The organism is Gemmatimonas groenlandica (assembly GCF_013004105.1).
Lineage (GTDB): Bacteria > Gemmatimonadota > Gemmatimonadetes > Gemmatimonadales > Gemmatimonadaceae > Gemmatimonas > Gemmatimonas groenlandica.
In genome coordinates this window covers 251,035-271,242 of sequence record NZ_CP053085.1, presented here as the reverse complement: position 1 = coordinate 271,242, position 20,208 = coordinate 251,035, and the positions used below count along the sequence as shown (strand labels likewise).

Here is a 20,208-nt window from a genome sequence, read left to right as displayed (position 1 = left end):
GTGATACCCACTAAGGGTCGATCCGGAGCATCCCGGCGTCGGCACCGCCACGGAGAAAGGCCTCGGGCGCGTCGGACGCGACCTGCTTGCCGGTGGCGCCATAAAAGCGGCGCGCTTCGGCGGCCATGTATTCGTTGAGGGGGCGACCGGCGTCACGCGCGTCACGTAGCGCCCGCACGATCTCCTCCCAGGTGCCCTCGAACACGCTCCCGTCACGCATGATCACGCGGTGGGAGGTCTCCGCCGCGAGCACGTCGGTGGAAGCCGGCTCGGCCTGCTCACCCTGGTGTTGGTTCACCAGTCCGGTGAGCAGGCTGCCCAGTGCCTCGAGCTGTCCCTGCGCCTCGGGCGTTCCCTCGGCGTCCTGCTCCATCATCGACTGCTCCACTTCTTCGAGCAGATCGTCAATGTCGTCAGCCTCGTCGGCCAGCTCGATGAGACGGGCTTCCCACGGCTTCAACTCGCCGTCGGTGTCCTCGAGCTTGTAGACCGATTTCTTGAGTTCCACCAGTCGCCAGATGCCGAGTTCGTCCCAGTGGTCTTCGGGCTTGGTTTTCTCGAACTCGACGAGGGCCTGATCGAGATCGCCGGCATCGTACATGAGATTGGCGAGGTACACCCGTGCCTCGACCAGCTGCGGATCGAGATCGAGTGCGCGCGTGAGCGACTCGATCGCCTCGGCGTCGCGTCCCATGCGATGCTGCGCGTACCCTACGCACGCAGCGGCCTCCGCCGAGTCGTCGGCGTGGGCTACGGCGCGGTCGAAATACGTGAGTGCCGTATCCACGAACCCTTCGCGAAAGAGCGCGCGGCCGATCTGGAGCATGAGATCGACATCATCATCGTAGCCGAGCGTGACGGTCCTTTCGAAGGCGCGCAATCCGGCGTCGACCTGACCGAACTTGAGTAAGACTTCGCCGAGGCCGGCGAGGGCGTCCTCATGGTCGGGATCGAGCACCAACGCTTCCTCGAAGCTGCGTCGAGCCCAGGCGTACTCCTCCCGGGCCAGTCGCGCGTAGCCGAAACCGACGTGGAGCTCGACGGCATTCGGATACAGCGCCACGGCTTCGCGCAGCAGGGCGAGCGCCTCGTCGTACTTGCCCTCGTTGTAGAGGGCGTGAGCGCGCTCGTCGTATTCCTCGGAACTCAGGAACGGGGTGGGCATTGTCTGTCAGACCTCCGGAGCGAGCGGGTTACCGGATAGTACCGTGCGCTTCGTGCTTCGTTCACTCGTGTTCCCTCGTCGTGCCCTACGTCGAGCTCCTGCACCCACAAAACGTCGACTCATAACGGAGCCGATTCGAAACGGGCGGCGGTCAGCGCCACCGCGATTCGCCCGGCCAATCTGGCGTTGCTTTCGAGCAACGCCAGATTAGCGACGACCGACTTTCCCTGCGTGCGCTGCTGAATATCGGCGAGAAGGAACGGCGTGACGGCCGCGCCACGCACCCCGGCCGCTCTCGCCGCAGCCAGCGCCGACGCGGTGGCATCGTCCACCAGCTCCGCCGGCAGGGCGCTCTCGGCCGGGGGGGGCTGCACGACCAGCATGGCACTACGACCGCCAACCGCGCGATGGGCCAGCCAGGCGGTAGCGATCTGCTCGGGCGTATCAAGGGACGCCGTGAGGGCGAGCCCGGTGTTCATGGAGAAAAAGCCGGGCAGCTCGTGCGTGCGATAGCCGACCACCGGCACGCCTAGCGTTTCAAGCCGCTCCATCGTGGCCGGCAGGTCCAGAATCGATTTGGCACCGGCGCACACCACGATCACCGGGGTGTGCGAAAGGGCGACCAGATCGGCCGACTCGTCGAACGGAGCATCGCGGTGAACACCGCCGATGCCGCCGGTGGCGAAGACTTCGATGCCGGCCAGCGTACACATGGCGAGCGTTCCCGCCACCGTGGTGGCACCGTCGGCATGCTGCGCGATCGCGATGCCCAGGTCGCGCGACGACACCTTGCGCACGCCATCGCGGGCCAGGAAGCGCTCCAGATCGGCCGGCTCGAGTCCGAACGACGGCACGCCCTTCACGATGGAGGTGATCGCCGGGGTCGCTCCAACTGCCTCGACCGCGGCCAGCATACGCTCGGCGGCGTCGCGATTGTGCGGCGGCAACAGTCCCTGCGCGAGCACCGAGCTCTCGAGGGCGACGACAGCGCCCCCGCGGGCAAAGGCGGCTTCGATGACTACGGTGCTGCGCGTGCGCACTCGGCTCTCATGCACAACTCGATTGTACAGCGCAAACCTCGGTGTCGCAACGCCACCGACGCGACGAAGTTCGTCAGGCGGACGCGTCGTCGAAGGCGTCGCTCTTCTTGGACTCCACCAGCTCCCATTCTTTCGACGTGGGGTCATACACGGCCATCACCTTGATCGTCTCGCCCGACCAGACATCGAACACCTTGCCCGTGTTTTGATAGATCTTGATCTCGTGTCCGTCTTCGAACTTGAGCACGACCATCGGATACGCGCTGTTCGTGTACTGCTTGCGCAACTTCTTGGGCGGGTGATTGGTCGGCGAGTTCATCGTCTCTGGGTCAGGGGTCGTGAATGATCCGAAAAACATGATCAGGTGACTTACTTGGCGCCAGCTCAGGTCACCGTGCTGTGCACCCCGGCGAACGCCGTCCACGCACCGGTCGCGAGGATGTCATCCATCGCCGCCACACAGGCCTCGAGCTCTCCGTCGGTCGTGTAGAAATGGGGGGCCACCCGAATGCCAGCCCCGGGGCGGTAGTCGATCACGACATCGCGGGCGAGCAGCGTTTTGGCGACTTCGGCGGCGTGCGGTACGTCGAACGCCACGGTACCACCGCGTCGCTCCGCCTCCCGCGGAGCATGCACCCGCCAGCCACGCGCGTCCGCCATCTCGATCAAACGCGACGTCTGCCGCGTGCTCTTGGCGCGAATGGCCTCCAGTCCCGCTTCAGCGATGATGCGCGGCCCCTCGAGGCCCGCGAACAGTGCCGGCACCACCGGCGTGCCGCCGAGCCATCGCCACGCCCCCTGCGCGTAGTCCATCTGCTCGGCAAACGCGAAGGGCGCGCGATGCGCCTGCCAGCCAGTCAGCGCCGGAGCCAACTGCTCGCTCGCCCCGGGCGACGCGTACAGGAAGCATCCGCCCGGGCCACCACACAACCACTTCAACACGCCACCGCACAGGAAGTCGGCACCAAGTGCCTGCACATCCACCGGGATGACGCCCACGCTGTGATACGCGTCGAGCGCGATGAGCGCGCCCACTGATTTCGCCTTCGCGCAGATCGCCGCGGCGTCCATGATGTACGCCGAGCGGAAGAGCACATGCGAGATCGCCACGAGTCGCGTGCGCTCGGTGATCGCGGCGAGGATCCGGTCGAGATCGATAGCGATGCCGTCATCGCTGGGCACCACCGTTACGCGAGCGCCGAGTCGCGGCGCGAGTGCATCGTAGGCATAGCGCACCGACGGGAAGTCGAGGGCCGTCATCACGACTTCGTTGCGCTCGGGCGGGAAGTCGATGGCCGACAAAATCGCGCTCATTGCCTGCGTCACCGTGGGCACCATCACCACGGTTCCAGGGGCGGCGCCGATGAGCGGCGCGATCTCGTTGCCCATCTTCACCGGCAACTCCCACCACCCTTCCGCCCACGCGCGCACCCCACGCGTTTGCCACTGCCGCGCATAGTCGGCGAGATGATCGGTCACCGCCGCCGGCATCGCCCCGAGCGAGTTCGAGACCAGATACGTGGATGTCCCGAGGATCGGGAAGGCGTCGCGGAATCGCAGCAAGGTGTCAGGAGAGGTAGTCACGTCTCAACGATAACGCGCGGAAAGCGGCGCCGCAGGCGCCCGGCCTGGGCATGCAGCCTCATCGCTGCGCTTCCGCTCGCGACCGCTGGGCACGAACGTTGCTCCGTAGGCCGTTGCTGTCTTTTCACTCAGAACAACTGGAGATTCCATGGTCCATCGCTCCCGCACCACCGTCTTGGCGGCGCTCGCCGCGGCCTTGTTGCTGCCCTCGATCAGTAGCGCACAGGACATCGCGCCCGTGGCCGCCCCGGCCGTGCCGACGCTCATCATGGCGCCCGCCACCGTGAGCGTTCCGGCTGCCACGCCGTCGACCATGACACTCGACAACGCCACCGGCCCGCTCACCACCACGCGCGCCGTGGGTCTGCAGCGCTATGTCGCCGACTCGGCCACCGCGCCGATGATGCACATGAAGAAGAGCCGCAACAGCAGCGTCACGCTGATGGTGTTTGGGCTGGCCACGCTGCTCGTCGGCACCGTCGTGGACGGCGATACCGGCACCGTGATCGTGTTGACCGGCGCCGGAATCGGCCTGGTGGGCCTGTACCGTTATCTCAACCAGTAACGGGCACCGCTGAGGAGTGTGCCTGGCGTGTCGCCGTTCGACGCGCCAGGCGCGCCTCCCGTCGGTCTTCGAGCCAGCCGTACAGGACGGGCAGTACGAACAGGGTGAGCACCGTGCTGGTGATCAGGCCACCGATCACCACGCTCGCCAATGGCCTCTGCACTTCGCTGCCTGGGCTCGTACTGAGCGCCATCGGGACGAAGCCGAGGCTCGCCACCAGCGCCGTCATCAACACCGGCCGCAGCCGGTCGGCCGCGCCCAGTAGAATGCGATCGAGCACGTTCAACGTCTGCTCGTCAGGAGCGTGACGCAGATGATTGAGATGCTCCACCATGACCACGCCGTTTAGTACCGCGATGCCGAACAGCGCAATGAAGCCGATGCTGGCCGACAAATTGAGATTGAGCTGGCGCACCCACAGTGCGGCAATACCGCCGACTAAGGCGAAGGGCACGTTGGCCAACACGAGCAGTGCCTGCGAAATAGAGCGAAATGACAGGTAGAGTAGACCGAAAATCAGAAACAGCGCGCCAGGCACCACCAGCATGAGCCGCGACGTCGCTCGCTGCTGATTCTCGTACTGGCCGCCCCACTCCAGAAACACACCGGCCGGCAGCACGGCGTCGCGCGCAATCCGCGCCCGTACTTCCTGCACGAAGCTGCCGAGGTCGCGGCCGCGCACATTGCTGAGCACCAGCGACCGACGCTGCGCATCTTCATGGCCGATCATCTCCGGTCCGGTGGTCGTCTGCACGTTGGCAACCGCCGACAGTGGCACGAGTTCACCACCCGGCGCGCGGATCGTGAGCCGCGACAGCGACGCGGCATCGGCGCGCGACGCTTCCGGCAGACGAACCACGATGGCCACGCGTCGGAACCCATCGATCAACTCGGCGGCGACCTGCGAGCCCATGGCCAGCTCGATGGCATCCCGCACATCTGCCACGGATAGACCGTACTGCGCCAGCGCTTCACGCTTGATCTCCATGCGTACCTGTCCACTGCCATCGGCGATCTCGACAGCCACGTCGGCACTGCCCGGCACCGAGGCCACAATCGCGCGGAGACGCTCAGCGATCGTTTCGTTCTGACCGAGATCGGGTCCCACCACTTTGATGCCGAGGTCAGTCTTGATGCCGCTTTCCGCTTCGTCGAGTCGCATGGCGAGCGGTTGGGTGAACGACACCCACAAGCCCGGCACCACGCGCAGCGCGGAATCGAGCGCCGCGACCAATGCTTCGGGATCCTTCGCCGTCGTCCACTCGACGCGCGGCTTGAGAATCACGTACATGTCGCCTTCGAATAGTCCCATCGCCTCAGTGGCGAGGTCGGGCCGCCCCTCCTTCGTCACCACGGTGACGACTTCCGGGAACTGCTTCACGATGCGCTCGGCCGCCATCGAGAGCTTCGTGGCATCCTGCATTCCCACGCTGGGCAGACGGCGGGTGGTAATGAGGATCGATCCCTCATCCAGCTTCGGCATGAACTCGGTGCCGATCTTCGACAACGAGCCCACGGCGATGACCACCAGAATGACAGCGGTGATCAGCAACGGCTGCGGGCGCTTCATCACGCTGGCCAACACGCGACGATAGCGCGCCGTGAGCTTCGTGAGCCACGGCGCCTGCGTGGCCTCGCCGTCGCGCAGCGCCCACGACGCCACGGCCGGCACATACGTGAGGGCCAGGAACAGCGAACCGAGTACCGCACACACCACCGTGAACGCCATCGGCTTGAACATGCGGCCTTCCATGCCGTCGAGCGTGAAGATCGGGATGTACACGGCCACGATGATCGCGATGCCGAACAGAATGGGTCGTCCCACCTCTACCGCGGCACGCTCGAACAGTCCCAGCCGGTGCGTGTCGCGATGCGACTCAATGCGTCGGATGAAACTCTCGATCATCACGATCGACGCATCCACGATGAGTCCGAAGTCCAATGCACCAAGGCTCATCAGGTTGGCCGAGTAGCCGAACAGGCCCATACCGATGAAGGCGATCAGCATCGAGATCGGGATCACCGAGGCCACGATCAGCGCCGCGCGCACGTTGCGCAGGAACAGGAAGAGCACGGCGATGACGAGCAGTCCGCCTTCCACCAGGTTCTTCACGATCGTGGTCGTCGTACGGCCAACAAGCTCCGTCTGATCATAGAACGGCGTGACCTTCACGCTGGGCGGCAACGCCTTCTGAATCTCGGCCATCCGCTCGCGCACGAGCTTGATGACATCACGCGAATCGGCACCCTTGAGCTTGAGCACCATACCGCTCACGACCTCTTCCTTACCGTCGTGCGTGACCGCGCCGTTTCGTGGCAGGGCTCCGACGACCACGGTGCCGATATCGCTCACCCTCACGGGGGCGCCGAGATAGGCGCCGACCTGCACGCGCAGCACGTCGTTCGTGTTCTCCACGCGGCCGAGGCCACGTAGCGTGTAGCGCTCACCACCCTGCTCGAGGTAGCTGCCACCGAACGCCAGCGTGTTCCGGGCCAGCGCATCGTGCACGTCGGCGATGGTCAAGCGGCGGGCCGCCAGCTTCACGGGATCGACGATCACTTCCACGCGCTCGGTGAGGCCGCCCCACGAGTTCACCTCCGACACACCCGGCACCGTGCGCAACCGCGGTCGTACCGTGTAGTCGTGGAGCGTTTTCAGTTCGGTCAGCGACAAAGAGTCACTGGTGAGTACGTACTGATACAGCTCGCCCATCGGCGTCGACACGGGACCGAGTGCGGATTCGACACCGGCTGGTAGTGCGGCCTTGGCATCATTGAGCCGCTGTTGCACCAACTGCCGCGCGAAGTACACGTCGACGTTGTCGGGAAACGGCACCGTAACCAGCGACAGTCCGAACTTGGATACGGAGCGAACGCCTTCCGCATCGGGAACGCCCATGAGCGACGACTCGATCGGATAGGTGACGAGCCGTTCCACTTCTTCGGGCGCCATTCCGGGAGCGACCGTGATGACTTCCACGCGCGTGCCGGTGAGATCGGGGAATGCATCGAACGCGATGTGCTGCAGGGCGTACAGCCCGGCCGCCATCAAACCGAGTGTCACACCGATGACAAGGCCGCGCCGGTGCAGCGCGAAATGAATCAGGGCTTTCACGGCGTCATTCTCCTTCGGGTGAGCGCCGCTTGATCAGCTCTGCTTTCGCGATAGCGGCACTGCCCGAAATCACTCGACGACCAGGCGAGACGCCCGACAGAATCTCGGTGCGATCCCCGGCGCGTCGTCCGGTGCGCACCCGCACGGCTTCGATGTGCAGTCCTTCTCCGCGCTGATCCGCCACGATCACGACCGTGTCACCCTCGAGTGCCTGCACGGCCGACGACGGCACCACGAGCGCCTGCGACCCGCCCGTTCCCGAGATCTCGGCCTGCACGAACGACTCGGCGCGTGCGCTGCGCACACCGCCCTTCGGCATCGCGATCACTTCGATGGTTCGGGTGACGGTGTCGACCGTAGGCGCCACGCGCGTCACCGTAGCCGTCATCGTGGACGTCGGCGACTCCGTCAATGCGAAGCGCACCGTCGCCCCCACCTGCACCCCCGCGGCCGCGTCGCCACTGACGTGCATCTGCAACTGCAACCGGTCGGGATTGCCCACCGACACCAGTGGCGTCCCCGGGAGCACCACCGTGCCCGGTTGCGCGTCGCGCGACGTCACCACGCCGCCGATCGGTGTGCGAACGAGTACGTCATGCTCGTCGGCGAGCTTGGGCACGTTCCCGGAGCCCACCAGATGATCGATCATGGCCAGCGCGCGATCGCGCTCCGCCACCGCCTGCTGGTATGTGGCCGCGGCCACGCGCTTGCCGACGTCGGCCCGCTCGACCTCGGCCTTGGACATCGCCTTCGCCTCGAGCAAACGCGCCGCACGCTCGGCCGAACTGACGGCGAGATCCCGTTCTGCTTCGGCGGCCGACAGCTTCGCGGTGGCGCTGGCGAGCGCACTGCGGGCGTCCATGATCTCGTGACTGTGAATAAGCACCAGCACCTGCCCGGCCTGCACGCGGTCACCCACGCGCACCAGCACGTGCGTGATGCGGCCCTCGGTAATCGACCCAATGGTCTCGAGGGCACTAGGGTCGAGCATGAGTCGACCGGGCACCGTCACCGACGACTGCCACGGCACCAGGCGCGCGGTATCGTAGGTGAAGCCGCCGATGGCGACCGTCTTGGCCGAAAGCGTCGCCGTGTCAGCGGTCGGCAAGGCTGGGGCGTCAGCGGTCGCTTTCGCGTTGGCCGCGTCGGATGCACCGCCGCAGGCGACGGCAAACGCACTGCCGAGGAGCAGACCGGCAGCACCGAATCGACGAGGGATCGGGGAGCAGAACGTCGAGGGCATCATCACGATCCGATCGTCAGCAGGGTGGAGAGCAAAGGCAGGTCGAGGGGGCTGGACTCATCCAACCGCGCGCCCAATGCACGCTCGAACTCGAGTCGGGACAGCCAGGCGTCGGCGGCCCAGCGAAGTTGCGTATTCATGGCATCGGTGGCCGCCCGCTCGGCGTCGAGCAGTTCCGTGAGCGTGAAATGGCCCTCTCGATACGCCACGCGGGCGATGCGGGCGATTTCGCGGCCCCGCGCATCGAACGTGGAGGCCGCCTGTGCCGCACCGCGCGACGCGACATAGGCCCGCCACGCCGCGTCGACACTGCCCGCGATCTGATTGAGCATATCGTCGCGCAGCGTCTGCGCTTCGGCGTACTCGCCGCGGGAGCGCTGACGCGCGGCGTCATTGCGATTGAACAGTGGAAACGGCATGGCGAGCCCGATCTGTCCGGTCATGAAGCCGCTGGTCTGCTTCGTCCCACCCTGTAGCTGCATGTCGCCGATCAAGCCACGACGTTCAGCCGTGTAGCGCCGCTGAGCTTCTCGCAGTGCTGACTCGCGAGCGCGGACCTCGGGGCGCGCGCGCAGGGCGACAGACTGCACGATGTTGCTGTCGGGGGCCGCTGGCATCACCGGGGCGGCAAGCGCCGCGAGGGCCGGAAGCGCGTCGGGACGAATGCCAATCGCCCGGGCCAGCTGAGCCCGGGCGCGCGCCGCGTCTCCGGTGGCCGTGACCAGCGCTACCCGCGCGCGATCCGCCTCGAGCTGCGTGCGCAGCCCGACCGCCTCCGACACCAGTCCCTCACGGAGTCGGGTGGCGTCGATGCCGGCGATCTCGGCGAGTGCTTCGAGTTGCCTCGTGGCAACCGCCAGCGCGCCATCGGTGGCGGCGGCGTGGAGCCAGGCGCGGGCCACTTCGATCTCCGCTTCGCGACGTTCGGCCACGGCGTCGGCCTGCACGCGCTGTCGGCCGGCGCCGGTGGCCTGTCGCAGGGCAAGCCGTCGGCCGGTGAGGTCGAGCGGGATGTAAGCCGTGGCAAAGATGTCGGGTTGCAGCGAGCTCCCAAGATTCTCGCGGCGCCATTCGATGCTCGGGTTGGGATACTGGCCCGTTTCGCCGACCCGTCCCGTGCCGGCCACCTCGCGCGCGTCGGCGAGCTTGCGGAGGGGTCCACTCGTGCGCGCCACCTGCAACGCCGCGGCCAGGTCGAGCGGAGCGGCTTGCGCGCGCACGGGCGCCGGGCTCGCCATCCCCAGTCCCCAGAACGCCAGCCCGCCAAGGGCAGCTCGGGGCACGGTTAGGGACACAGTTCGAAAGGGTACGAATACGTTCATGCGCCAAGGTATCAGGCGAGGATGAACGTTTCGTGAATGGCCCGACCGTCACGTCCCGAACCCGGTCGGCCAGTGATGTGACGTTCGTCCCACTTTGGTTTCGAATTTCCTCAAGTCGAAACGGGCCGGAGCCGATGAACCTTGTGTGGCGCAGCAGTCCCGCGCCCTGCGAATCGCCCTGCGAATGACCTCAGCTCTCCGCACAGTGCCCGTACCCACGCCTGCATTCTCACACGCGGTGATCGACGTCGATCACCAGGCGCCTGATCCCCTCACCTGTCTGGTTCGTGCGTACGACCGCGCCATCCGCGCGTGCGAAGCGTTCGACCACGACGGCTCGCGAGAAGCGATCAGTGTGCTGCGATGCGCACTGGAGCTCGACTCCCCCGCCTCAAAAAGCTTCGACGCGCTCTATGCGTGGTGCGAAGAGTCGGTGGACTGCCGTGACTTCGTCGGCGCCGCCCAATGTCTGCGCTCGCTCCGTGACGCCTGGCGTCGCGCCGCGCGGCCCACGCCCACGACATTCGCACGCTTCCGGGCCGGCCAGCAGGTCTGCTGATCGCGAGAGTCCGCTCGTTAGTTCACGGCGAGCGGCAGTCGCACCTGCACCAGCGTCCCGCCGTGCGCACCCGCCGTCACGGCAATCGTGCCGTGATGCTGCTGCACGATCCAGGCAGCGATGGCGAGCCCGAGTCCACTGCCGTCGGGACGTTGGATACGGGCGGCATCGCCACGGTAAAAGCGATCGAAGATGCGCGCACGATCCTGCTCGGGAATGCCGATGCCGTCGTCTTCGACGTCGAGCACCGCCGCCGCGTCGGCCGGACGCACCCGCACCTGAACTCGGCCACCATCGTGACCATAACGGATCGCGTTGTCCACCAGGATGCTGATCATGCGCGGCAACAGTGACGCGTCGCCAACTACCGGCGACTCCTCCAACGCACTGTAGTCGAGCGTCATGTGGCGACGCTGTGCCTCGGGTTGCCAGCGCGGGAGTTCGTCCATGACCACATCATCCAAAAACAGCGACTCGGCCCGCATTGGCGCGTCCTCGCCGGCGGCATCGGCGCGCGCGAGCTGCAGCAATTCATCCACGTGCTGCGACACGGCGCGCAGCTCCTGATCGATCGCCGGCAACACACTGCTGTCACCCGCGATCGACGGTTTGAGCATCGCCACCTCGACGCGCGCACGCAGCCGGGCAATCGGCGTGCGCAGTTCGTGCGCCGCATCGGCGAGGAAATCACGCTGCTGCGCGAGGGCGCCGTCGAGCCGATCGAGCAGTGCGTTGAAGCGAAGGCCCAGGCGCCCGAGTTCGTCGGTGGGATCATCGATCGGCAGCCGCGCGCCACTGGCGGGCGCGATGCGCGACGCGGCATCGGCCATGCGTCCGACCGGGCGCAACGTGCGTCCGGTGAGCCACCAACCGGCCACCGCCGCACATAACACGAGCAACGGAATGCCGACCCCGAACCACCGGTCGATCCGTGCCTGCAACGCGATCACGTTGGCTTCGCTGGCATCGACTTCGATGTTCCACTTGGGCGCCAGATCAGGGTCGAGGGCAAAGCGTACGGTGCGCACGGGCCCCGACAGCGGGCGTCGGGCGCGACGCACCGGAGCGCCAACGATCTTGAACAGCGAGCCATCCGGCTTGCGAATGCGAATCGCGCGCTCCTCGAACACCAGTTCGCCGGCGATGTGCGCGAGCGTGGCTTCCACCGTCACGTACTCCTCGATCTCGGCCCGGAAGAACTGCTGCACGAGTCCCGCCGACGCGAGCACCGACTTGTCGAACTCTCGCTGCAAGGCGTCGTGCACGGCGTAGCGCAGCGTCGCCGCAGCGCCGAGCAGTACGACCAACAGCGTGACCGCATACAGGGCGGTGAAGCGCAGCCGGATGCGCGGACGTTGCTGGTCCATTACTAGGACTTGGGGAGCGCGAGCCGATAGCCCGCGCCCCGCACGGTCGAGAGCAATGGCGTCTCGTGCGGTCCGTCAACTTTCTTGCGCAGCCGAGCGATGTACACATCGATCACGTTGCTCATCGGATCGAAGTTGTCGTCCCAGGCATGTTCGCCGATGTATTCGCGGGTGAGGACGCGGCCGCTGGCGCGCATGAGCACCTCGAGCACCGCGAACTCCTTCGTGGTCAGCGAGATGGGCCGCGCGCCGCGTCGTCCCTCGCGAGTGGCCGGGTCGAGCACCAGATCACCGACCTGCAGCAGCGTCGGCGCGGCATTGTCCGGGCGCCGCAGCAGGGCGCGCACGCGGGCCACCAATTCACCCAAGGCGTACGGTTTGACGAGGTAGTCGTCGGCCCCGAGATCGAGGCCGGCAATACGATCCGACACGCCATCGCGGGCGGTGGCCATCAGCACTCGGGGGGCGGGAACCTTGGCGCGGAACGCGGTGCACAAGGCAAATCCGTCGTCGTCGGGTAGCCGGATATCGAGGATCACGGCGTCGTAGGGGCTGACGGCCGCGAGTTCACGGGCCATCTTCCCTGTTGCCGCCGCATCCACCGCAAAGCCGGACGCGCGCAGAAAGGCCGTTGCGCTCTCCCGCAGCGTATCGTCGTCCTCTACCAGCAGCACTCGCATATCGGAGAATGTACCGCGTGGATGACGGCAGCATGAACACGAATCCGCATGGCGACGGAACGACCCACGAGATCGACCGCGGTGGCCCCGCGATCGCGTCGACAGGCACGTTCACGTCGGTGTTCCCGGCGACCGGGAGTGGCAGCGGCCCGCGCATCCGACCCCGGATCGGCGTGGTCTTCGGTGGCGGCGCCCTGAAGGGCATGGCTCACGTCGGCGCGCTCAAAGCGATCCGCGAGGCCGGCATCAAGCCGCGGTTGTACGCCGGCTCCAGCATCGGCGCCATGATCGCCGCCGCCGCCGCGAGTGGCCGGAGCGTTGATGAGCTCACCGAACGCGCGCTGCGCTTTCGTCGTCGCGATCTGTTCCGCATCAACCACGTAGGCATGCTGATGGATCGCATGTTGTCGCGGTCCATCTACCTCGAGTCGCCCCTGCGCAGCCTGTGCGACGATCTGGTGGCGGAAGGCACGTTCGAGGAGCTGGAGACACCGCTACTGGTCACGGCGGTCGACATCGAGCGCGGCATTCCGCTGGTGTTCGGCCGTCCGGGGTTCCGCGATGTACGGGTCCGCGACGCCGTGTATGCGTCGTGCGCGCTGCCCGGCTTCTTCCCGCCCGGCGTAGTTGGCAATCGCGTCTGCATTGATGGGGGCACGACCGATAATCTGCCGGTCTCGATCGCCTCGATGGGCATGGACGCCCTCATCGCGGTGGACGTGGGGATCGCCGACGTGCCGCTGGCCACCGGCATCGCCGAGCAGGGCTTCGCGTCAATATTTATGCGCGCGGCCACCATGATGATGCACGAGCAACAGCAGGCCACGCTCGACCATTGGACCACACCGCCGCTGTTGCTGGTGCGTCCCAAGGTGTCGCACATCGGGTGGTTCAGCTTCTCGCATGTGGAGGAGCTGCTGCAAATGGGCTACGACGCCATGAAGGCGGCGCTGGTGCATCTGGACACCATGCTGGCGGCCCCGGGCGGCATCTTCCCACGCACAGCGGTGGAGATCGTGGTCGATCGCCCCAAGTGCACCGGCTGCGCGCTGTGCGTGGCGCGCTCGCCGGGGCTGATGGCGCTCGACGCGCAGCGGAAAGCGTACGCGCTGGTGCGGGTGCATGAATTCTCCCCCGCCGATGGCTCAGTGGCGAACTGCTGTCCCACCGGCGCGATTTCGGTCGTGCCCGTGAGTGCAGATCGGGATCCGGTGGAAGAGGTGCTGGAGATCAGCGCGTAGGACGGCAAGTCGGCGCTCCCGCCTCCCGTGACGCAGCCGTTACGTAACGGCTTCGGTCCGCCGAGTGTAGTGGGCGAGAGGCGCGACGATACCTCAAAGCATCCTCGCACTCTACCCACATGCCGCTGCCGCACACCACGTCATCCTCATTTCGCGCCATCGTCCTTCCGGCCGCCCGTCAGGCGCGCGCGACCGCGCTGGCCTTCCTCGGCGGCGCCTTGGTGTTCTTCGTCTTCGAGGCGAGCAAGTCGGCCGTCTTCCCCACGCTGACCATCTGGGAGTCGCACAGCATCACGATCGTGTTTGGGTCGTGCATCGCCGCCGGCGCCGCGTTCCTGGCGATGCAGCGACAGGCGTCGATGCTGAGCAAGATCGCCGCCGAGGCGGCGCTGCGTGAGCGACTCGAAATGCGTCAGCGCGTCCTACAGGAGAGCGAAGCACGATATCGGCTGTTAGTCGAGAACTCTCCTGAGGCCATCGCGGTACACCGCAACGGGTACGTCGTCTACGTGAATGCCGCGGGTGCGTCCCTGATCGGCGCCGAAACCTCCGACGGCCTGGTGGGACGCCGCGTGACCGACTTCGTGCACCGTGACGATCTCGCGTTGGTGCAGCAGCGCATGAGACCCGACGCGTCGCGCGTACAGTACCGCCTCATTGGCGTCGACGGCATGATCCGCGAGGTGGACGCGGCGTCGGTCGGTATTCCCTACGAGGGTACGTCGGCCATTCAAACGGTGTTCCGCGACGTCACGCAGCGAAAGCAACTCGAGGCACGCCTCATGCACGAGGCGTTCCATGATTCTCTCACGGGCTTGCCGAACCGCTCGCTGTTTCGCGATCGGCTCGAGCACGCCGTCGCCATGCGCATGCGCACGCCTGACCTCCGTGTGGCCGTCATGTTCCTCGATCTCGACGATTTCAAGGCGGTCAATGACAGTCTGGGCCACGAGGCGGGTGATCAGCTACTGCAGGCGGTTGCTGAGCGTATCCGCGAGGAGACTCGGGCCGCCGACACCGTGGCACGATTCGGCGGCGACGAGTTCGCGATCCTGATGGAGCAGATCGCCGCGCCCGCGGAAGTCCTGACCATCGTCAACCGTCTCAAAATATCCTTGCGACGGCCACTGTTGCTGCAGGGACGCATCATGTCGGTGTCGGCGAGCGTCGGCGTGGCCTTCGCCGAGCCGGGCGAAGATGTCGACACCTTGCTGCGCAACGCCGACGTGGCCATGTACGAAGCGAAGGAAGCGGGCAAGGCACGCCACGCCGTGTTCGAGCCCGCGATGTACACCGCGATCATGCAGCGGCTGCAGCTGGAGTCCGACTTACGGGCGGCGACGGTGGCGCCGGAGTCGGCCGGGCTCTTCCTCGCCTATCAGCCTATCGTTGACCTGCGTACTGGTCAGATGCGCAGCGTCGAGGCGCTGTTGCGGTGGCATCACGCGACACGCGGCCCGATTGCGCCGATGGTCTTCGTTCCCGTCGCCGAGCATACTGGAACCATCATTCCACTCGGGAATTGGGTGCTGGAAACGGCGTGCCGCCAGCTGGTGGCCTGGCGCACGCTCTGGTGGAGTGAGCGCTGGGACCCCGCCTCGATGCCGTCGGTGGCCGTCAACATTTCCGGCAAGCAACTGCAAGAGCCCGACTTCGTCACGACCGTCGCCGACATTCTTGCTCGCACGAATGCGCCGGCGCATTGCATCACGCTCGAGATCACCGAGAGCGTCATCATGCGGGATACGGAGGCCTCGTTGCAGACCCTGCGCGCGCTGAAGACGCTCGGCGTTCGCCTCGCGATCGATGATTTTGGCACGGGATACTCCAGCCTCAGCTACCTGCAACGATTCCCGGTGGACGTCCTCAAGATTGACCGGGCGTTCGTGGAAGGTGTGTCGCGAGGCGGTTCCGACGCCGCGTTGGCTCGCACGATTCTCACGCTGGGTGAAACACTCGGGTTGCAGACGGTGGCCGAGGGCGTGGAAGACGAGTCGCAGCGAGTGCAGTTGGAGCGCATGGGTTGCGTGCTGGCTCAGGGCTATCTCTTCTCGCGACCCAAGCCTGCCGACGAGCTGACCGCGTGGATTCGCAGCCGAGCCGAGGCGTCGCCGGATGCGTGGAAGGCGGCGGTGTAGCGTCAGGGCACGTCGTCGTTCGAGGCATCGCCGGGCCGAGTCGCGAAATCGGCAGATTGCCGGCGAGCCGCCCCGTCCCCTCGCCTTCCCGCCCCCGCCGCCCGATATTTCGCGGTAGCCTCGTCGGAACCGGTTGCCACCCGCAGGACGGCATCACGGCGCGATGAGTGGCTCCGTCCAGCAACGCGTGCGGTCGACCCCTGGGGAAAGGCCCGCGCAGGACCAACCCTTCCATGTCGCATCCCAATTCGTTCGGCAGCCGCTCCACCTTGTCGGTGGGCGACCGTCAGTACGCGTACTTCCACCTCGGCGCCCTCGATGCGCTGCCGGGGAGTACCGCTCCCACGCTGCCGTTCTCGCTGCGCGTGCTGCTCGAGAACCTGCTCCGCGGTGAAGACGGCGCCTTCGTGAAGCGCGCCGACGTCGAGACGCTGGCCCGTTGGAATGTGAAGGCCGCCGTCGACAAGGAAATCGCCTTCCGCACCGCCCGCGTCCTGCTGCAGGACTTCACGGGCGTCCCCTGCGTGGTCGACCTGGCCGCTATGCGCGACGCCATGGTCGCCCTCGGCGGCGACCCGACCAAGATCAACCCGCTCCAGCCCGTCGATCTCGTGATCGACCATTCGGTGCAGGTCGACGAGTACGGCACCGAAGCCTCGCTGCTGATCAATACGGAACTCGAGTTCGAGCGCAATCTCGAGCGCTATCAGTTCCTCAAGTGGGGCCAGACGGCACTCCACAATTTCCGCGTGGTCCCGCCCGGCACGGGCATCTGCCATCAGGTCAATCTCGAGTACTTGGGCCAGGTGGTCTTTACGGCGAAGGATGGCGCCGAGACGCTGGCCTACTGCGACTCACTGGTGGGCACCGACTCGCACACCACGATGATCAACGGCCTGGGCGTGATGGGCTGGGGCGTGGGTGGCATCGAAGCCGAGGCCGCCATGCTTGGGCAGCCGGTGAGCATGCTGATTCCGGACGTGGTGGGCTTCAAGCTGCACGGCAAGCTGCCCGCCGGCGCCACGGCTACCGACCTGGTGCTCACCTGCACCGAGATGCTCCGCAAGAAGAAAGTCGTGGGCAAGTTCGTGGAGTTCTACGGCACCGGTCTCTCCAGCCTCGCGCTGGCCGACCGCGCCACGATCGCCAACATGGCCCCCGAGTACGGCGCCACGATGGGCTTCTTCCCGGTCGACGAAGAGACGCTCAAGTACCTGCGCCTCTCGGGCCGCAGCGACGAGCAGGTCGCGCTGGTGGAAGCGTACACGAAGGCGCAGGGGCTCTTCCGCACCGACGCCACGCCTGATCCGGTGTTCACCGACACGCTCGAGCTCGACCTGAGCACGGTGGTGCCGAGCCTGGCCGGTCCGAAGCGTCCGCAGGATCGTGTGCCGCTCTCGCAGAGCAAGGCGATGTACCGTGAGGCGCTCGCGGCGCAGCGTCTGGCGAACGGCGTGCCGAATGGCAGTGCCGTCGCCACGATGGTCGCGGAAGGCGGTCACGATGATGCCGGCGGCGTGGCAGTCGACTATCAGGGCCAGTCGTTCACGTTGTCCGATGGCCATGTGGTCATTGCCGCCATCACGAGCTGCACCAACACGTCCAACCCGAGCGTGATGCTCGCCGCGGGCTTGCTGGCGCAGAAGGCCGTGAAGCTTGGCCTCAAGACCAAGCCGTGGGTGAAGACGTCGCTGGCGCCGGGCTCGAAGGTGGCCACCGATTACTTCGTCAAGGCCGGCGTGATGGACTCGCTCAACACGCTTGGCTTCAACGTGGTCGGCTACGGCTGCACGACGTGTATCGGCAACTCCGGTCCGCTGCCCACGGTGATCAGCGAAGCCATCGACGAGGGCAAGCTGAACGTCGCCGCGGTGCTCTCGGGCAATCGCAACTTCGAAGGCCGCGTGAATCCGCAGACGCGCTTCAACTATCTCGCGTCGCCGCCGCTGGTGGTGGCCTTCGCACTGGCCGGCCGCATGGATATCGATATGGCGACTGAGCCGCTCGGTGTCGGCACGGATGGTCCGGTGTTCCTGCGCGACATCTGGCCGTCGGCGCAGGAAGTGGAAGACACGATTCTCTCCAGCGTGAAGCGTGAGCAGTTCACCACGCAGTACGCCAACGCGTTCCTCGGTGACAAGTACTGGCAGGCCATCGAGGCCAGCACCGGCGCGCGTTACGGCTGGCAGGCCGATTCGACGTACGTGCAGGACCCGCCGTACTTCGACGGCATGACGATGACGCCGCCGGGCATTCGCCCGATCAACAGCGCGCGCGTGCTCGGCATGTTCGGTGATTCGATCACCACCGACCATATCTCGCCGGCCGGTTCGATTGCCGGTGCGAGCCCCGCCGGCAAGTATCTGCTGTCGCTCGGCGTCGAGAAGAAGGATTTCAACTCGTACGGCGCGCGTCGCGGCAATCACCAGGTGATGATGCGCGGCACGTTCGCGAACATCCGCCTCAAGAACGAACTCACCGGCGGCAAGGAAGGCTGGTGGACGGCCGATGCGCCGGGCGCCGAGCCGGAAGCGCTGTACGATGTCGCGATGGCCCGTCAGGAAGCGGGCGTCGCGCAGATCGTGATCGCCGGCAAGGAGTACGGTACCGGTTCGTCGCGCGACTGGGCGGCCAAGGGCACGATGCTATTGGGCGTGCGGTCGGTGATCGCCGAAAGCTTCGAGCGCATTCACCGCAGCAATCTGGTAGGCATGGGCGTGCTGCCGCTCGAATTCGTGAACGGCGAAACGCGTCAGTCGCTCGGGCTCACGGGCTTCGAGACGTACGACATCGTTGGGCTCGACGACACGCTCACGCCGCGGGCCACGCTCACGGTGAAGGCCACCGCGAACGACGGCACCGTGACGTCGTTCAGCGCGCGTTGCCGCATCGACACGCCGGAAGAGATGCAGTACTACAAGAACGGCGGCATTCTGCCGTACGTACTGCGCAGCCTGATCGGGAAGTAGTTGAGGGCTGGCTGATCTGGTGAGTTTTGAGTTTTGAGTAAAAGTGGTGAGTAGTGAGTCGAAACACGACGTGAAGCTCACAAGAAACGGGCTGCGGAGAGTGAATCTCCGCAGCCCGTCGTTATACTCGCGACTCCAAACTTGAACTCACCACTTCAGACTCACGTGAGTCTCAATCCTCGCGCCCATCTTTGTTGCGGTCCTTGAACGCCCGGAACGCATTCCGGATGTTGTTCTGCACCTGCGCCCGCGTCTGCCCCGGCGTGTTGGCGGCGGCCGGTGAATAGAGCCCGCCCGACGAACGCAGGAACCACGTGCTCAGGTCGATCGTGACCGTGACATCGTCGCCACCGGTGCCCACCACCAGCGGCTCGGCGAGCGGCACCGTGAGCTTGGCGTTGACATCGTTCACGAAGATGAACGGCGTGCCGTTGAAGGTGCCTTCGAGGCGCAGGCTGATGTCGCGGAAGTCGGGATTGGCCTGACGGAACGCCACGTCGGCGGAATCGCCGCTCGTGACCTTGTACAGCCACAGGCGGATCGACGAGTATGTGCCAGCCGGCACTTCCACCGCCACGCGCGCGCCGTCGGCGCCGCTCACCGGGACATCCACCAGATACGGACCGACGCGAATCACGGCGCACTCATCGTCATCCTCACGGCGTGACGACGAACCCGACGTCGAGGTGGACGGTTTGCCTGTCGCCTCGTCGTCATCGTCGTCCGCGCAGGCCGCCGTTGCCGACTTGAGCTTCACGTTGCGCACCACGAGCTGCGCCTTCGTGACGAGCAGCACGTCGCCATCGCGCGAGATATTCATGCCGGCGGGGGACGCGGTGATAGTGGGCATGCTGCCCGGCACGCTCCGTGTGCTGCCGTCGACACTGGCGGCCGTCATCGAGGCGGCTGTAGAGGTGCGGGCCAGTTGAAATCCGACACCAACTTTGTTGGCGGATGACGGGCTCGTGCCGTCGCTGCAGGCGGACAGCGCGAGCGCCGCGACGGCGGCGGTGAGCACAGACGGAATAGACTTCATGTGGTGGCTCTCCTTGGAAGTACAGCATCAGCGGCGCCTGCCGGAATGTGATCCAGCGGACCGAGCGGGTACGGAGGTAAGTTGACCGCTATGCGGTTTCTACTCCGTGACGTATGGCACGCCTTTCCGACAAAGTGCGTTACGCTGCTGGCATACATTCGCACTGAAGGAAAGATCGATCATC

15 protein-coding genes are annotated in these 20,208 nt (G+C 66.0%); 5 read left to right on the top strand and 10 right to left on the bottom strand.

Annotated elements, in window-relative coordinates:
* Positions 1-10: 10 nt before the first annotated feature.
* The 4 genes from HKW67_RS01130 to HKW67_RS01115 all read right to left on the bottom strand — a co-directional run bounded on the left by HKW67_RS01130 (position 11) and on the right by HKW67_RS01115 (position 3,789).
* Positions 11-1,165, bottom strand: coding sequence for a tetratricopeptide repeat protein (locus tag HKW67_RS01130; protein ID WP_171223640.1), 1,155 nt, complete (start codon positions 1,163-1,165; stop codon positions 11-13).
* 119 nt (positions 1,166-1,284) lie between these two features.
* On the bottom strand, positions 1,285-2,220 hold the full coding sequence (locus HKW67_RS01125; RefSeq protein WP_206044563.1) for a pseudouridine-5'-phosphate glycosidase: 936 nt from the start codon (positions 2,218-2,220) through the stop codon (positions 1,285-1,287).
* Positions 2,221-2,278: 58 nt separating this feature from the next.
* A complete protein-coding gene (locus tag HKW67_RS01120; RefSeq protein ID WP_171223638.1) occupies positions 2,279-2,524 on the bottom strand; it encodes a hypothetical protein in 246 nt (81 codons plus the stop codon).
* A gap of 65 nt (positions 2,525-2,589) precedes the next feature.
* The gene (locus tag HKW67_RS01115) at positions 2,590-3,789 is read right to left on the bottom strand and encodes an aminotransferase class V-fold PLP-dependent enzyme (RefSeq protein ID WP_171223637.1); all 1,200 of its coding nucleotides are present in this window, start codon (positions 3,787-3,789) and stop codon (positions 2,590-2,592) included.
* 148 nt (positions 3,790-3,937) lie between these two features.
* Between HKW67_RS01115 and HKW67_RS01110 the strand changes: the two genes are divergently transcribed.
* Positions 3,938-4,354, top strand: a complete 417-nt coding sequence (locus HKW67_RS01110; protein WP_171223636.1) for a hypothetical protein — start codon at positions 3,938-3,940, stop codon at positions 4,352-4,354.
* On the opposite strand, the gene HKW67_RS01105 is transcribed toward HKW67_RS01110, so the two are convergent.
* From HKW67_RS01105 to HKW67_RS01095, 3 genes are read right to left on the bottom strand one after another with little or no spacing between them, the layout of a single operon-like run.
* The gene (locus tag HKW67_RS01105; RefSeq protein ID WP_171223635.1) at positions 4,344-7,469 is read right to left on the bottom strand and encodes an efflux RND transporter permease subunit; all 3,126 of its coding nucleotides are present in this window, start codon (positions 7,467-7,469) and stop codon (positions 4,344-4,346) included. The genes HKW67_RS01110 and HKW67_RS01105 overlap by 11 nt on opposite strands.
* 4 nt (positions 7,470-7,473) lie before the next feature.
* The gene (locus HKW67_RS01100; protein ID WP_230981196.1) at positions 7,474-8,715 is read right to left on the bottom strand and encodes an efflux RND transporter periplasmic adaptor subunit; all 1,242 of its coding nucleotides are present in this window, start codon (positions 8,713-8,715) and stop codon (positions 7,474-7,476) included.
* On the bottom strand, positions 8,715-9,995 hold the full coding sequence (locus HKW67_RS01095; RefSeq protein WP_171223633.1) for a TolC family protein: 1,281 nt from the start codon (positions 9,993-9,995) through the stop codon (positions 8,715-8,717). Before HKW67_RS01095 ends, HKW67_RS01100 begins: the two co-directional genes overlap by 1 nt.
* Before the next feature lie 223 nt (positions 9,996-10,218).
* On the opposite strand from HKW67_RS01095, the gene fliS reads away from it, so the two are divergent.
* Entirely contained in the window at positions 10,219-10,593 is a 375-nt protein-coding gene (fliS, locus tag HKW67_RS01090; RefSeq protein WP_171223632.1) for a flagellar export chaperone FliS, read from the top strand.
* Positions 10,594-10,610: 17 nt separating this feature from the next.
* Here the strand turns inward: fliS and HKW67_RS01085 are convergent, their stop codons facing one another.
* Positions 10,611-11,960 carry a sensor histidine kinase gene (locus tag HKW67_RS01085; RefSeq protein WP_171223631.1) on the bottom strand — a complete coding sequence of 450 codons (1,350 nt, stop codon included), beginning with the start codon at positions 11,958-11,960 and terminating at the stop codon, positions 10,611-10,613.
* 2 nt (positions 11,961-11,962) lie between these two features.
* On the bottom strand, positions 11,963-12,640 hold the full coding sequence (locus HKW67_RS01080) for a response regulator transcription factor (protein ID WP_171223630.1): 678 nt from the start codon (positions 12,638-12,640) through the stop codon (positions 11,963-11,965).
* Between the two features lie 17 nt (positions 12,641-12,657).
* Here HKW67_RS01080 and HKW67_RS01075 point away from each other — a divergent pair, with 17 nt between their 5' ends.
* The 3 genes from HKW67_RS01075 to acnA all read left to right on the top strand — a co-directional run bounded on the left by HKW67_RS01075 (position 12,658) and on the right by acnA (position 18,988).
* Positions 12,658-13,881 (top strand): patatin-like phospholipase family protein, encoded by a 1,224-nt coding sequence (locus HKW67_RS01075; protein WP_171223629.1) that lies wholly within the window; start codon positions 12,658-12,660, stop codon positions 13,879-13,881.
* Positions 13,882-14,000: 119 nt separating this feature from the next.
* Positions 14,001-16,019: a putative bifunctional diguanylate cyclase/phosphodiesterase gene (locus HKW67_RS01070; protein ID WP_171223628.1), complete on the top strand. Its 2,019-nt coding sequence runs from the start codon at positions 14,001-14,003 to the stop codon at positions 16,017-16,019.
* 233 nt (positions 16,020-16,252) lie between these two features.
* Positions 16,253-18,988, top strand: a complete 2,736-nt coding sequence (gene acnA, locus HKW67_RS01065; protein ID WP_171223627.1) for an aconitate hydratase AcnA — start codon at positions 16,253-16,255, stop codon at positions 18,986-18,988.
* Between the two features lie 172 nt (positions 18,989-19,160).
* Here the strand turns inward: acnA and HKW67_RS01060 are convergent, their stop codons facing one another.
* Entirely contained in the window at positions 19,161-20,024 is an 864-nt protein-coding gene (locus HKW67_RS01060) for a hypothetical protein (RefSeq protein ID WP_171223626.1), read from the bottom strand.
* Positions 20,025-20,208 lie beyond the last annotated feature (184 nt).

Excerpts from the sequence above, each read along its gene's own strand:
- HKW67_RS01130 (WP_171223640.1), bottom strand. The coding sequence starts at position 1,165 with ATGCCCACCCCGTTCCTGAGTTCCGAGGAATACGACGAGCGCGCTCAC.
- acnA (WP_171223627.1), top strand. The coding sequence starts at position 16,253 with ATGTCGCATCCCAATTCGTTCGGCAGCCGCTCCACCTTGTCGGTGGGC.
- HKW67_RS01085 (WP_171223631.1), bottom strand. The coding sequence starts at position 11,960 with ATGGACCAGCAACGTCCGCGCATCCGGCTGCGCTTCACCGCCCTGTAT.
- fliS (WP_171223632.1), top strand. The coding sequence starts at position 10,219 with ATGACCTCAGCTCTCCGCACAGTGCCCGTACCCACGCCTGCATTCTCA.
- HKW67_RS01060 (WP_171223626.1), bottom strand. The coding sequence starts at position 20,024 with ATGAAGTCTATTCCGTCTGTGCTCACCGCCGCCGTCGCGGCGCTCGCG.
- HKW67_RS01100 (WP_230981196.1), bottom strand. The coding sequence starts at position 8,715 with ATGATGCCCTCGACGTTCTGCTCCCCGATCCCTCGTCGATTCGGTGCT.
- HKW67_RS01110 (WP_171223636.1), top strand. The coding sequence starts at position 3,938 with ATGGTCCATCGCTCCCGCACCACCGTCTTGGCGGCGCTCGCCGCGGCC.
- HKW67_RS01120 (WP_171223638.1), bottom strand. The coding sequence starts at position 2,524 with ATGAACTCGCCGACCAATCACCCGCCCAAGAAGTTGCGCAAGCAGTAC.
- HKW67_RS01070 (WP_171223628.1), top strand. The coding sequence starts at position 14,001 with ATGCCGCTGCCGCACACCACGTCATCCTCATTTCGCGCCATCGTCCTT.
- HKW67_RS01080 (WP_171223630.1), bottom strand. The coding sequence starts at position 12,640 with ATGCGAGTGCTGCTGGTAGAGGACGACGATACGCTGCGGGAGAGCGCA.